Source organism: Streptomyces sp. HUAS TT11, assembly GCF_051553595.1.
GTDB lineage: Bacteria > Actinomycetota > Actinomycetes > Streptomycetales > Streptomycetaceae > Streptomyces.
On record NZ_CP196184.1, the window covers coordinates 3,149,788 to 3,163,233 of the forward strand.

11 protein-coding genes are annotated in these 13,446 nt (G+C 69.8%); 3 read left to right on the forward strand and 8 right to left on the reverse strand.

Features of this window, described 5'->3' with window-relative positions:
- Positions 1 to 33: 33 nt before the first annotated feature.
- The 4 genes from ACSHXN_RS14000 to ACSHXN_RS14015 all read right to left on the reverse strand — a co-directional run bounded on the left by ACSHXN_RS14000 (position 34) and on the right by ACSHXN_RS14015 (position 3,777).
- Positions 34 to 1,113, reverse strand: coding sequence for a sensor histidine kinase (locus ACSHXN_RS14000; protein ID WP_438303186.1), 1,080 nt, complete (start codon positions 1,111 to 1,113; stop codon positions 34 to 36).
- The gene (locus ACSHXN_RS14005) at positions 1,106 to 1,801 is read right to left on the reverse strand and encodes a response regulator transcription factor (RefSeq protein ID WP_355139494.1); all 696 of its coding nucleotides are present in this window, start codon (positions 1,799 to 1,801) and stop codon (positions 1,106 to 1,108) included. The genes ACSHXN_RS14000 and ACSHXN_RS14005 overlap by 8 nt, the downstream gene beginning before the upstream one ends.
- Before the next feature lie 68 nt (positions 1,802 to 1,869).
- On the reverse strand, positions 1,870 to 2,580 hold the full coding sequence (locus tag ACSHXN_RS14010; RefSeq protein ID WP_355139496.1) for a VanZ family protein: 711 nt from the start codon (positions 2,578 to 2,580) through the stop codon (positions 1,870 to 1,872).
- Between the two features lie 171 nt (positions 2,581 to 2,751).
- A complete protein-coding gene (locus ACSHXN_RS14015) occupies positions 2,752 to 3,777 on the reverse strand; it encodes an ATP-dependent 6-phosphofructokinase (protein ID WP_355139498.1) in 1,026 nt (341 codons plus the stop codon).
- Positions 3,778 to 4,111: 334 nt separating this feature from the next.
- Between ACSHXN_RS14015 and pta the strand changes: the two genes are divergently transcribed.
- The 3 genes from pta (at position 4,112) to pyk (ending at position 8,933) form a co-directional block, all read left to right on the forward strand.
- The gene (pta, locus tag ACSHXN_RS14020; protein ID WP_356114816.1) at positions 4,112 to 6,199 is read left to right on the forward strand and encodes a phosphate acetyltransferase; all 2,088 of its coding nucleotides are present in this window, start codon (positions 4,112 to 4,114) and stop codon (positions 6,197 to 6,199) included.
- Positions 6,196 to 7,404: an acetate kinase gene (locus tag ACSHXN_RS14025; protein ID WP_355139502.1), complete on the forward strand. Its 1,209-nt coding sequence runs from the start codon at positions 6,196 to 6,198 to the stop codon at positions 7,402 to 7,404. Before pta ends, ACSHXN_RS14025 begins: the two co-directional genes overlap by 4 nt.
- 98 nt (positions 7,405 to 7,502) lie before the next feature.
- Positions 7,503 to 8,933: a pyruvate kinase gene (pyk, locus tag ACSHXN_RS14030; protein ID WP_355139504.1), complete on the forward strand. Its 1,431-nt coding sequence runs from the start codon at positions 7,503 to 7,505 to the stop codon at positions 8,931 to 8,933.
- A 107-nt stretch (positions 8,934 to 9,040) separates the two neighbouring features.
- Here the strand turns inward: pyk and ACSHXN_RS14035 are convergent, their stop codons facing one another.
- The 4 genes from ACSHXN_RS14035 to ACSHXN_RS14050 form a co-directional block, all read right to left on the reverse strand.
- Positions 9,041 to 10,327, reverse strand: coding sequence for a hypothetical protein (locus ACSHXN_RS14035; RefSeq protein ID WP_355139506.1), 1,287 nt, complete (start codon positions 10,325 to 10,327; stop codon positions 9,041 to 9,043).
- Positions 10,317 to 10,865 carry a DUF6114 domain-containing protein gene (locus ACSHXN_RS14040; RefSeq protein WP_355139508.1) on the reverse strand — a complete coding sequence of 183 codons (549 nt, stop codon included), beginning with the start codon at positions 10,863 to 10,865 and terminating at the stop codon, positions 10,317 to 10,319. The genes ACSHXN_RS14035 and ACSHXN_RS14040 overlap by 11 nt, the downstream gene beginning before the upstream one ends.
- A gap of 135 nt (positions 10,866 to 11,000) precedes the next feature.
- Entirely contained in the window at positions 11,001 to 11,666 is a 666-nt protein-coding gene (locus ACSHXN_RS14045) for a DUF6230 family protein (RefSeq protein WP_355139509.1), read from the reverse strand.
- Between the two features lie 621 nt (positions 11,667 to 12,287).
- Positions 12,288 to 13,262 carry a tetratricopeptide repeat protein gene (locus tag ACSHXN_RS14050; protein ID WP_355139511.1) on the reverse strand — a complete coding sequence of 325 codons (975 nt, stop codon included), beginning with the start codon at positions 13,260 to 13,262 and terminating at the stop codon, positions 12,288 to 12,290.
- Positions 13,263 to 13,446 lie beyond the last annotated feature (184 nt).

Here is a 13,446-nt window from a genome sequence, read left to right on the forward strand (position 1 = left end):
CGGCGAGACGCAGGGGCCGCTCGGGGACGATGCCTACGGCGTACCGGGAAGCCGGACCGTGACGAGGAGACCGCCGGCGGGGCGCGCGGCGAGCTCGAGGGTCCCGTCATGGGCGCGGACGATGCTGTGCACGATGGCCAGGCCGAGGCCGACGCCGGCGTGTTCGTCGGTGCGTACGCGTTCCGTGCCGCGCTGGAAGGGTTCGACGAGGGTCGGTACCCGTTCCGGTGGGAGCCGGCGGCCCGTGTTCTCCACCCGCAGCACGCTCGTGCCGCCGTACGCCTCGGTGTGGACCGCCACGGTGCCGCCGGCGGGGAGGTTGTGGACGATGGCGTTCTGGACGAGGTTCGTCACCATCCGCAGCAGGAGCTCCGCCGAGCCCCTGGTCGGTGTCGCCCGGCCGGTGACGTCGAGGGTGATCCCGCGCTGTTCGGCGAGGTGGAGCAGGGTTTCGGCGGCCTCCTCGACGACGAGGGAGAGGTCGACGCTCTCGCGGACGAAGTTCCCGCGGTCACTGCGGCTGAGCAGCAGAAGGGCCTCGGTGAGGTCGATGGCGCGCGTATTGACGGTTTGCAGGCGTTCGATGAGTTCGCCCCGGTCCCGCGTGGGGTCCTTGCGGGCGACGTCGAGAAGTGTCTGCGAGATGGCCAGCGGGGTGCGCAGTTCGTGGGAGGCGTTCGCGGCGAACCTCTGCTGCTCGACCACGTGGGACTCCAGTTGTTCGAGCATCGAGTCGAACGCGTCGGAGAGTTCGCGGAATTCGTCCTGGCGGCCCTTCATGCGGATCCGGTGGGACAGCGATCCGTTCCCGGCCGTCCGTGCCGCGTCCGTGATCTGGGTGAGCGGTGCGAGCATCCGGCCGGCGAGGATCCATCCCCCGACCAGGCCGAACAGAAGCAGGAAGACCATCGCCACGGCCGCGGCGGGGGCGAAGGTGCGCACAAGGAGGTAGCGGTTGGGCGCGATCCCGAGAAGGCCCTTGGAGGTGTCGGGTACGTAGCGCAGCAGGAACGCCCACACCACGGCCAGCAGGAGAGCGCCGGCGACGGCGAGGAACCCGGCGTAGCTGACGGTGAGTTTCAGCCGGACGCTGAGCCCTGGGCGCCTAGGCACGCGTACTGCCGGGGCGGACGGTGCCGGGGCCGGTGTCGATGCGGTAGCCGACACCCGGCACCGTGGCGATGATCCATGGCTCGCCGAGCCGCTTGCGCAGTGCGGAGACGGTGATGCGGACGGCGTTGGTGAAGGGGTTGGCGTTCTCGTCCCAGGCTCGCCTCAGCAGCTCTTCGGCACTGATGACCCCGCCCTCGGCCGCGACGAGGACTTCGAGCACGGCGAACTGTTTGCGGGTGAGCGCGACGTGGCGTCCGTCGCGGAAGACCTCCCGGCGGAAGGGATCGAGCCGCAGGCCCGCGATCTCGCGGACCGGGGGCCGGGCGTACCCGCGTCTGCGGTCGAGCGCCCTCAGCCGCAGGACGAGCTCCCGCAGCTCGAACGGTTTGGTGAGGTAGTCGTCGGCGCCGAGCCCGAACCCGGAAGCCTTGTCGTCGATCCGGTCGGCGGCGGTGAGCATGAGGATCGGGATGCCGCTGCCGGAGGCGACGATGCGCCGGGCGACCTCGTCACCGGAGGGGCCGGGGATGTCGCGGTCGAGGACCGCGAGGTCGTAGGCGTTGACGCTGAGCAGTTCCAGGGCGGAGTCGCCGTCGCCGGCGATGTCGGCGGCGATCGCCTCCAGACGCAGACCGTCACGGACGGCTTCGGCCAGGTAGGGCTCGTCCTCCACGATCAGTACGCGCATGCCCGAAGCCTAGGCACCCCGACATATCGCCGCCGTATGCGAAGACGTGCGGACACCGCAGCCGCGGGTCAGCCGGCCGCTGCCGGTGCGGGCCGAGGCCGGTCCGACGGCGCTTGTGCCGCAGTGCGCCACCAGCGCCGTGACGCAAGCGCGGCCAGCAGGGCGCCTGTGGCGTTGACCAGCACGTCGTCCACCGAGGACACCCGGTCCAGCCACAGGACGTACTGTGCGGTCTCGACCAGGACCGAGCAGCCCGCCCCGATCGCCAGGACCCTCGGCACGGACGCCAGGGCCGCGAACCGCATCGGGGCGAAGAACCCCAGCGCCGCGAAGACCAGCAGGTTGCCGACGATCCCGAGCGGGCCCATCGTGACCAGGTCCCGCAGCGGTACCAGGCTCACCCGACGGGGAGCGACACCGGGACCGGCGCCCGGCATCATCGTCAGCCATACGAGCGGCACCGTCCCGTGGACCATGCCCACCTCGGCCAGCGACGTGCGCCACGCCCGCGCCGACGGGACCCCGGCGGCGCGCCGGACGCGCGCCAGAGCCCACACCACCAGCGCGGCCAACGGCAGCGCGACCAGCGTCATGAGCACCACACCGTTGAACGTGTCGAAGCAGCCGTGCCACCGCCCCGCCATGCACATCGGAGCCGACATCATGAGCGGCCGCCGCACGACGGACACGGCGCTCCCGATACCGAGGATCGCCAGGCCGAGGAGCACCGTCCGCCGTGTGCGGCCGGTCGGCGCCGACGGGGATGCGTTGTGGTTCATGCCCCCATCGCAGACGGAGGGCCGTTGCGGTGGCGTATGCGATTTTCGATACGCCCGCGATACACGCGGTCCCCGGCGCCGGGGAACCGGGGCGGACCGGCTGCGGGACGGTCCCGCCGCCGGTGATCGACAGCTGCAGCGGTCGCGGGACGACCCGTCGCGGGCGAACCCTCAGAAGACCGACTCCGCCTCGTCCATCCGGTCCTTCGGCACCGTCTTCAGCTCGGTGACCGCCTCCGCGAGCGGCACCATCAGCACGTCCGTGCCCCGCAGCGCCGTCATCCTGCCGAACTCCCCGCGGTGCGCCGCCTCGACCGCGTGCCAGCCGAAGCGGGTCGCGAGCACCCTGTCGTACGCGGTGGGCGTGCCACCGCGCTGGACGTGGCCGAGGATGACCGGCTTGGCCTCCTTGCCGAGCCGCCTCTCCAACTCGTAGGCGAGGGCCGTGCCGATGCCCTGGAAGCGCTCGTGTCCGTACTGGTCGATCTCGCCCTTGCCGTAGTCCATGGTGCCCTCGGCGGGGTGTGCGCCCTCGGCGACGCAGACCACCGCGAACTTCTTGCCGCGGGCGAAGCGCTCCTCGACCATCTTGACCAGGTCGGCGGGGTCGAAGGGGCGCTCGGGGAGGCAGATGCCGTGGGCGCCGGCCGCCATGCCCGACTCCAGCGCGATCCAGCCGGCGTGGCGGCCCATGACCTCCACGACCATCACGCGCTGGTGGGACTCGGCCGTGGTCTTCAGGCGGTCCATCGCCTCGGTGGCCACGGTCACCGCCGTGTCGAAGCCGAAGGTGCGGTCCGTCGAGGAGATGTCGTTGTCGATCGTCTTGGGCACGCCGACGACCGGCAGGCCCGCGTCCGAGAGCATGCGCGCCGCCGTCAGCGTGCCCTCGCCGCCGATCGGGATCAGGGCGTCGATGCCGAAGTCGCGGATCATGTCCGACGCGTTCTCGCAGGCCTCGCGCAGACGGTCGCGCTGCAGGCGCGAGGAGCCGAGGATGGTGCCGCCGAGCGCCAGGATGCCGCTGACCGCGTCGAGGTCCAAGGTGCGGTAGTGACCGTCGAGCAGACCGCGGTAGCCGTCGTCGAAACCGATCACCTCGTCGCCGTACTGCGCCACCGCCCGGTGCACGACCGACCGGATCACTGCGTTCAGGCCCGGGCAGTCGCCGCCTGCGGTGAGTACTCCGATGCGCATCGTGCTGTGTCTCCTGCTCGCTGTTGATTCCGGTGAGCCAATCCGATTGTTTCACGGCGCACAGACGGGTGCCGCGCCCGCACCCCGTCTTGCGCCGAGCCCTTGACCCCGGGATGCTGACGGGCGCCTTATCCAGCCCCAGGGGTATTGTCAAGAGGGTTCTGCCGACCCCCCATGGACGACAGTCGCGTGCCGCAGAACCCCACAAAAACATGCAGAACCGGTCAATGACGCCCGCCTCGGCTCCGGCCGCAGGGGGAGGGCGCGGAACGACCGGAGGGCCGCCCGCGCCCCTGCCCGCCACCCCGCACGAGAGACGAAACGGAGAGCACGCGTGACGCGCAGCGTGTACGTGACCGGGATCGACCGCGGCGACGGCCGCCAGGTCGTCGAACTGGGAGTCATGGAGCTCCTGACCCGGCAGGTCGACCGGGTGGGCGTGTTCCGCCCGCTCGTCCACGACGGCCCCGACCGCCTCTTCGAGCTGCTGCGCGCCCGCTACCGGCTGTCGCAGGACCCGACGACGGTGTACGGCATGGACTACCACGAGGCGTCCGCGCTCCAGGCCGAACAGGGGACGGACGAGCTGGTGTCCACCCTCGTCGACCGCTTCCACCTCGTGGCCCGCGACTACGACGTGGTCCTCGTCCTCGGCACCGACTTCGCGGACACCCAGCTCCCCGACGAGCTGTCCCTCAACGCCCGGCTCGCCAACGAGTTCGGGGCGTCCGTGATCCCGGTGGTGGGTGGGCGCAGCCAGACCACCGACTCGATACGGGCCGAGGTCCGCAACGCCTACCGGGCGTACGACGGACTGGGCTGCGACGTCCTCACCATGGTCGTCAACCGGGTGGCGGGCGAGGACCGGGAGGAGATCGCCCAGCGGCTCGACTCCCGGCTGCCCGTCCCCTGTTACGTGCTCCCCGACGACCCCGCCCTCTCCGCGCCCACGGTCGCGCAGATCACCCAGGCCCTCGATGCGCGGGTGGTTCTCGGCGACGACGCCGGCCTGGCGCGGGACGTCCTCGACTTCGTCTTCGGCGGCGCCATGCTGCCCAACCTCCTGGGCGCCCTGACTCCGGGCTGCCTGGTGGTGACGCCGGGCGACCGCGCCGACCTGGTCGTCGGCTCGCTCGCCGCCCACAGCGCGGGCAATCCGCCGATCGCCGGACTGCTGCTCACCCTGGACGAGGTGCCCGGCGAAGGGATCCTCTCCCTGGCCGACCGCCTCGCCCCGGGCACACCGGTGCTCTCCGTGTCCGGCAACAGCTTCCCCACCGCCGCCCGGCTGTTCTCCCTGGAGGGGAAGCTGAACGCGGCCACACCGCGCAAGGCGGAGCGCGCGCTCGGTCTGTTCGAGCGGTACGTCGACACCGCCGACCTGCTCCAGCGGGTGTCCGCCCCGAGCAGCGACCGGCTCACGCCGATGATGTTCGAGCACAAGCTGCTGGAGCGGGCCCGGGCCGACAAGCGCCGGGTGGTGCTCCCCGAGGGCACCGAGGAACGCGTGCTGCACGCCGCCGAGGTGCTGCTGCGCCGGGGCGTCTGCGACCTGACGCTGCTCGGACCGATCGACGGGATCCGCAAGAAGGCCGCCGACCTCGGCATCGACCTCGGCGACGCCCAGCTGATCGACCCCGCCACCTCCGCGATGCGCGACACCTTCGCCGAGCGGTACGCCCGGCTGCGTGCCCACCGGGGCGTCACGGTCGAGCTGGCGTACGACGTCGTCGCCGACGTGAACTACTTCGGCACGCTCATGGTCGAGGAAGGCCTCGCCGACGGCATGGTGTCCGGGGCGGTGCACTCCACGGCCGCCACCATCCGGCCCGCCTTCGAGATCATCAAGACCAGGCCGGACGCGAAGATCGTCAGCTCCGTCTTCTTCATGTGCCTCGCGGACAAGGTGCTCGTCTACGGCGACTGCGCGGTGAACCCCGACCCGAACGCCGAGCAGCTCGCCGACATCGCCGTCCAGTCGGCCGCCACGGCCCGGCAGTTCGGGGTGGAGCCGCGGATCGCGATGCTGTCGTACTCCACCGGGACCTCCGGCTCGGGCGCCGACGTCGACAAGGTGCGTGAGGCCACCGAGCTGGTGCGGCTGCGCGGCGGCGACCTGATGATCGAGGGCCCGATCCAGTACGACGCCGCGGTCGAGCCCAGTGTGGCGGCGACCAAGCTCCCGGGCTCGGACGTCGCCGGACAGGCGTCCGTGCTGATCTTCCCCGATCTCAACACCGGCAACAACACCTACAAGGCCGTGCAGCGCTCGGCCGGTGCGATCGCCGTCGGCCCCGTACTGCAGGGTCTGCGCAAGCCCGTCAACGACCTGTCCCGGGGCGCTCTCGTCCAGGACATCGTCAACACCGTCGCCATCACGGCGATCCAGGCCCAGAACCCCGTCGAGAAGGCAGACCGGTGAGCCCGACCCACGTACTCGTCCTCAACTCCGGCTCGTCGTCGGTGAAGTACCAGTTGCTGGACATGCGCGACAGCAGCCGGCTGGCCACGGGCCTCGTCGAGCGCATCGGCGAGCAGACCTCGCGGATCAAGCACACGGTGGCCGCCACCGGTGACACCCGTGAGCAGAACGGCCCGATCGCGGACCACCAGGCGGCGCTCAAGGCGGTCGCCGAGGAACTGGCCAGGGACGGGCTGGGGCTCGACTCGCCCGAGCTGGCCGCCATCGGCCACCGCGTGGTGCACGGCGGCATGTTCTTCAGCGAACCCACCGTCATCGACGACGCCGTGCTCACCGAGATCGAGCGGCTGATCCCCGTGGCACCGCTGCACAACCCGGCCAATCTCACCGGCATCCGCACGGCGATGGCGCTCCGTCCGGACCTGCCGCAGGTCGCCGTGTTCGACACGGCGTTCCACACCACCATGCCGGAGCACGCGGCACGCTATGCCATCGACACGAAGATCGCGGACCGGCACCGGATCCGCCGGTACGGGTTCCACGGAACCTCGCACGCGTACGTGTCCCGGAAGACCGCGGGGCTGCTGGGCAAGGCGCCGGAGGACGTCAACGTCATCGTGCTGCATCTGGGCAACGGTGCGTCCGCCTCTGCGGTCCGGGGCGGACGGTGCGTGGACACCTCCATGGGGCTCACACCCCTGGAGGGGCTCGTGATGGGGACGCGTTCCGGTGACCTGGATCCTGCCGTCATCTTCCATTTGGAGCGTGTTGGCGGAATGTCCATGGACGAGATCGACACTCTCCTCAACAAGAGGAGCGGTTTGTTCGGTCTGTGCGGCGACAACGACATGCGGGAAATTCAGCGCAGGATCGACGAGGGCGACGCACAGGCGCGGCTCGCTTTCGACATCTACATCCACCGGCTGAAGAAGTACATCGGCGCCTACTACGCGGTACTCGGCAGGGTGGACGCGATCGCCTTCACGGCGGGAGTGGGTGAGAACGCCGCCCCGGTGCGCGAGGCTGCCGTCGGGGGCCTCGAGGGGATGGGTCTCGCGGTGGACGGCGATCTGAACGCGGTACGCGGCGACGGGCCGCGGCTGATCTCGCCCGCCGGTGCGCGGGTGGCGGTCGCCGTGGTGCCCACCGACGAGGAACTGGAGATCGCCACACAGACCTACGCATTGGTCGGAAAGGGCAGCTGAACCTATTCGACGGCTCTCGCCTGAGCGCGAACCCGCCCATTTGTATCTTCCGCCAGACGGAATATTCCGTAGCGAAACAAACCGATAGGATCGCCCCCATGCGCCGTTCGAAAATCGTCTGTACCCTCGGCCCCGCGGTCGACTCCCATGAAATGCTCGTAGCGCTGATCGAGGCCGGCATGAACGTGGCCCGCTTCAACTTCAGCCACGGCACGCACGAAGAGCACGAGACCCGGTACGTCCGCGTCCGCTCCGCAGCCGCCGAAGCCGGCAAGGCCATCGGTGTCCTCGCCGATCTGCAGGGCCCGAAGATCCGCCTGGAGACCTTCGCGGAGGGTCCCGTCGAGCTGGTGCGCGGTGACGAGTTCACCATCACCGTCGAGGACGTCCCGGGCGACAAGCACATCTGCGGTACGACGTACAAGGGCCTGCCGGGCGACGTCTCCAAGGGCGACCCGATCCTGATCAACGACGGCAACGTCGAGCTGAAGGTCCTGGACGTCGTGGGCCCGCGGGTGAAGACGATGGTCATCGAGGGCGGCGTCATCTCCGACCACAAGGGCATCAACCTGCCCGGTGCGGCGGTGAACGTCCCGGCGCTGTCCGAGAAGGACATCGACGACCTGCGGTTCGCGCTGCGCATGGGCTGCGACATGGTCGCGCTGTCGTTCGTGCGCGACGCCAACGACGTCAAGGACGTCCACCGGATCATGGACGAGGAGGGCCGGCGCGTCCCGGTCATCGCCAAGGTGGAGAAGCCGCAGGCGGTGGCCAACATGGAGGACGTCGTGATGGCGTTCGACGGCGTGATGGTCGCCCGCGGCGACCTGGCCGTCGAGTACCCCCTGGAGAAGGTCCCGATGGTGCAGAAGCGGCTCATCGAGCTGTGCCGCCGCAACGCCAAGCCGGTGATCGTGGCGACCCAGATGATGGAGTCGATGATCACCAACTCCCGTCCGACCCGCGCCGAGGCCTCGGACGTCGCCAACGCCATCCTGGACGGCACCGACGCGGTCATGCTGTCCGCCGAGTCGAGCGTGGGCGCGTACCCGGTCGAGACCGTCAAGACGATGTCGAAGATCGTGCAGGCGGCCGAGGAGGAACTGCTCTCCAAGGGTCTGCAGCCGCTCGTGCCGGGCAAGAAGCCGCGCACGCAGGGCGGTTCGGTGGCGCGCGCCGCGGCCGAGATCGCCGACTTCCTGGGCGGCAAGGGCCTGGTGGCCTTCACCCAGTCCGGAGACACCGCCCGCCGGCTGTCCCGCTACCGGGCCTGCCAGCCGATCCTGGCGTTCACCACGGACGAGTCCACCCGCAATCAACTGGCACTGAGCTGGGGCGTGGAGTCGCACGTGGTGCCCTTCGTGAACAGCACCGACGAGATGGTGGAGCTGGTCGACCAGGAGCTGACGCGGCTCAAGCGGTTCGACGACGGAGACATCGTGGTCATCACCGCCGGCTCCCCGCCCGGTGTCGCCGGCACCACGAACATGGTCCGGGTGCACCACCTGGGCCGGGAGCACCGCGGCTGACGCTGCGCGCGCCGTCCCGCACAAAGAGCCGTGGCCCGGTCCCCCTTCGCGAAGGGGGACCGGGCCACGGCTCTTTGTGCGGCTCCCGGACAGGTCTTGGGGAGTGCTCAGCCACCGGTGACGTACTGGTGCATGCCGGGCACCGTCAGCGTGCCGCCGAACTGGCCGGCCTGCGTGACCTTCACGTTGGTGAAGTAGATGATCGGGATGTTCAGCGGCGGCGGGCTGTCCGGGCTGAACGTCACCGGGATCAGCCCCAGCAGGTTGCCGGAGATGCTCTCGGTGTACATCACCGTCTTGCCGTCGCGGATCGTCGAGGTCGATCCCTTGGCGGCCTGGACGTGGTACGTCTCGCCCTTCTGGCCGTCGACGAGCTGGTGCAGGTCGCCGATGTCGGTGCCGTTGGAGATGACGTACTTCAGGACCTTCTTGACGGTGCCGTTGGCCGTGCGCACCTTCACGACGCCCTGGTAGTCGGCGCCCTTGAGCAGCAGCGAGCTGGCCTGCAGGTGCCACGGGGCGTCCGGCAGGGCCGTGATCTTCTCGACGCCGCCCTCGTCGTCGGTGGCCGCGACACAGTCGTCCGGGAGCTCGCTGGAGCCCGGGGACGGGGTGCCGGCCGCGGACGCCACGGACTTCACCGCGTCGTCGGCCGACTTGGTGACCTCCGAGACCGCCTTGCCCGCCGTGTCCGTCGTGTCCTTCACCGTGTCGTTGACGGTGTCGGTCACCTTCTTGGTGGTGTCCTTCACGGCGCCGGACAGGGACGAGTCCTTCGTCGCGGAGGCCGAGGCGGACGGCGCGGGGCTCGTGCTCGACGACGCACTCGAACCGGAGTGGGAGCCGCCGAGGATGCCCGAGAGGGTGTCCCCGATGGTGCCCAGCAGGTCGCCGCCCTCGGAGGCCGACGGGGCCGGTGTGGTCGTACCGCCACCGGACGCGCCGGTGGAGGACGCGGACGGCTTGGGCGTGCCCTTGTCGTCGGAACCTGAATCCGACGAAGAGGTCTTGCCCGGCGTACCGTCCGACGGCTTGTCCGCGGAGGCCGACGACGTCGGATCCGGCGTGTCCGACTCGGACGCGCTCGCCGAGGCGGACGGCGACGGCGAGGCCGAAGCGTCCTTGGAGTCCTGGGGGTCCAGGGCCTCCACGCACTTCTGGTACTCGTCCACGGACATGCTCTTGGACGGCGAGTGGTCGTCGCCACGGGCGAACGCCGTGTTGATCCCCACCCCCATGAAAACCGCTGTCGGCATCGCCGCCAGGGCCATCGCCTTGCCCGCAGGCATGTGGAACCTGGTGAACAGCGGCTTCCTGGGGGCCGCGTGGCGCGGCCCGGTTCTCGCACGGGACGCGTCCACGTCAGTCCCGTCGGTCACCTCGTCAGCCGGCACTGTGCCTCCCGTTCGCCCCGTTGGCCGGGCTCGTTCCTGACAGATCGTTCGGCGCGATCATTCCGTCCACCGTCTTGCCGTGCCCGGTCTCCGGAGCGCCGCCCTGCGCCCCGTCGGCATCCTCGGCCGCCTGCGGCTCCGACGACTTCCCCGGCGCCCACGACACGGCCATCGCCCCGCCGATGAGCGCGAGCAGGAAGCCGACGATGAAACCGCCGAAGTTGGAGACGGGAAGGGACACCAGTCCCAGCAGAATCGCCGCGACACCGGCGAAAGTGCGGATGTGCTTCTGGAACCAGAGGCTGATGCCCAGGACGACGAGCAGCACACCGATGATCAGGGAGCCGGCGCCGGCGGTGGTGGCCATCGCCAGGGTCAGGTGTCCGACCTGCAAGTGCGCATACGGGAAGTACATGATCGGAAAGCCACCGAGCATGACGAACAAGCCGGCCCAGAACGGCCGGGTGCCCCGCCAGGCGCGGAACTGCAGCCTCCGGCGGGTGAACTGGCCGGATACGGCAGGAGTCTCGGCGCTCATGGAAAACAGCTCCCAGGTGCAGCGTTGCTGTGGTGAGGGTGTGGTGCGATGGAGATGTGGGGGGTGTGTGAATCGCGACCGGAGATTGGTACGGGCGGGAGGCGCCGTCGGCTCCCCCCGCCCGTCACCGAGCGCCTAGTAGCACTCGTGCGTGCCCGTCTGCAGCTTCATCTTCAGCCCGGGGAGGGTGAAGGTGCCGGCCGTGGTCGCCCACGCCGTCTGCTGCACGCCGTACAGGTCCGCCCCGGCGGCCTGCTGAGCGAAGCCGTAGGGGTTGGCCTGCTCCTTGCCGCCCTTCATGCCGGGGCCCTTGCCGCCCTTGTCGGCACCCGTGTCGCCCGCGGCAACACCGATGTCGATGCCATGGAAGACGGCGCCGCCCTTGGCCTCCAGGTCCGCGACATCGATGTACAGATTGTCGGCGGAGACCTGGTTCTTCTTGTCGTCGCTGTTGCCCGCCGTCAGCGTCAGGCTGACGGATCCCAGAATCGGGATGTTCGGGGTGACGACCGACTGGCACAGGTTCTTGATCGTCGCGTCCTTGAAGGACGAGACCGCCACCGGGTGAATCGTCTTCTCACCGGTGAGCGTGTAGCCGGAGTCGATCGCTCCGTACTGCGCGAAGCCGTTGCCGTGAAGCTCGTCGGCCGAAACCTTGAACGACTGTCCCGACACGCTGAACGACGCGGCCAGTGCGCCCTGCGCCAGGGCCACGCCTATCGCTGCCGTCGCGGCGACGCTGGGCACCATGACCACAGCGAACCGCTTCCATCTGGTCCCGCCACGCACCTGGGACTCCATATTTCCTCCTTCTCGGACGTACATCTCCTGACCCCGAATCACCACCGGTCGGCGGCTCTGCCGGGCAGGGATGGGAGAAGTGCTACGTCCTCGGGAAGGAGAGCGCCCGAGCTCGGAGGCGCGAATCGCGCCCCAATCACTGGCGATCACCCCCGAGCGACAACCACTGGTCGCGCCTGACACGCATCACGCACAACCTGCCGGACAGGCTCCGCTTCAGCGGAGACCCCCCTGTCCAGGAGCCGACGCCACTGCCGCCGGCTCCTGCTCGGTGGGGACCCACGGACACCCGTATCCCCGGCTGGTTGTCGGGTACGGCGATGGACCGAGCGTCGCCGATCGTGGTGCATTCTCGCCTCCCCCGCAAGGGGGTTCGTTACTCGGCAGTAACGGCCGGATAACCGAACCACGACGGGCGGGCGTCGGCCGGCAACTCTTCGTGGCGCAAAGGGAGATGACGAAACAGCCGAAGAAGGGACAGAACCCGACAGAACAACGGCCCCGACTTACTCCAAGTAACAGCGACCGCGATTACCAAGATTTGGTAAAGCGCGGCCGCCGTGCACTTCTGTCGGCAAATCTTTCACCTGGGCATCACAGGCCCTGGCGTTTAGCGACTGGTCAGAACAAGGCCCTCGCAAGCGCTCTGCGCGCCGCGGTGACCCGCGGGTCCTCGGCGCCGACGACTTCGAAGAGTTCCAGCAGCCGCAGCCGCGCGGCGTCCCGGTCCTCACCCGCCGTACGCCGCACGGTCTCGACGAGCCGTCCGAAGGCGTCCTCCACGTGCCCGCCGACCAGATCCAGGTCCGCCGCAGCGATCTGCGCCGCCACGTCGGCGGGCTTGTCCGCCGCTTCCGTGCGCACCTTCTGCGGGTCGAGGTCCTGCACCCGCTGCAGCAACTCGGCCTGCACGAGGCCCAGCTTGGCCTCGGTGTTGCCCGGATCCTCCGCCAGCACGTTCTTGTACGCCTGGATCGCCCCGCCCAAGTCGCCCGCGTCCAGCGCCTGCACGGCCGCCTCGAGCGTCGCGTCATAGGGGCCCTCGGGGGCCGGGGCGACCGTCCGGACGGCGCCCGGCTCCGCGTCGGGGTCGACGGTCAGGCCGGTCAGCCCGAAGCGCTGCTCGGCCACCTGGACGAGCTGGTCGAGGGTCTCGCGGATCTGCTGCTCCGGGGCGGCGCCCTGGAAGAGGGGCAGCGCCTGCCCGGCGACGACGGCGAAGACGGCCGGGATCCCCTGGACGCCGAACTGCTGCATCAGCATCTGGTTGGCGTCGACGTCGATCTTGGCGAGCACGAACCGGCCGCTGTACTCCAGGGCCAGCCGCTCGAGGATCGGGCTCAGCTGCTTGCAGGGCTGACACCACTCGGCCCAGAAGTCGATGACGACCGGCACCTCGGTCGACCGCTGCAGGACGTCGGTCTCGAACCCCGCCTCGTCTACGTCGACAACGAGGTCGGCCGGGGAGACCGCCCCTCCCCCGCCCTGCCGGGCCGCTTCGGCGCGCGCCTGCTCCGCCTTCGCCTTGGCCTCCTGGGCCGCCTTCACCGCGGCGAGGTCGACGACTCCGCTCATGGACATGTTCCGTGGCTGCATGAGTACATCCTCCCCCTTCCGTACGCTGCTGTGAAAAGCACTGTGAAAGCCGTGCCCCGGCCGGTGGCCGGTGCGCGCCGGGTCCCCACTCGGCGCCGGTGGTCGTCGCTCGGGCGGGCGCCGCACCGGAATGCACAGGCCCGCTTTCGCTACGAGTCGTAGCGTAACTGCACCCGGGGCCCGT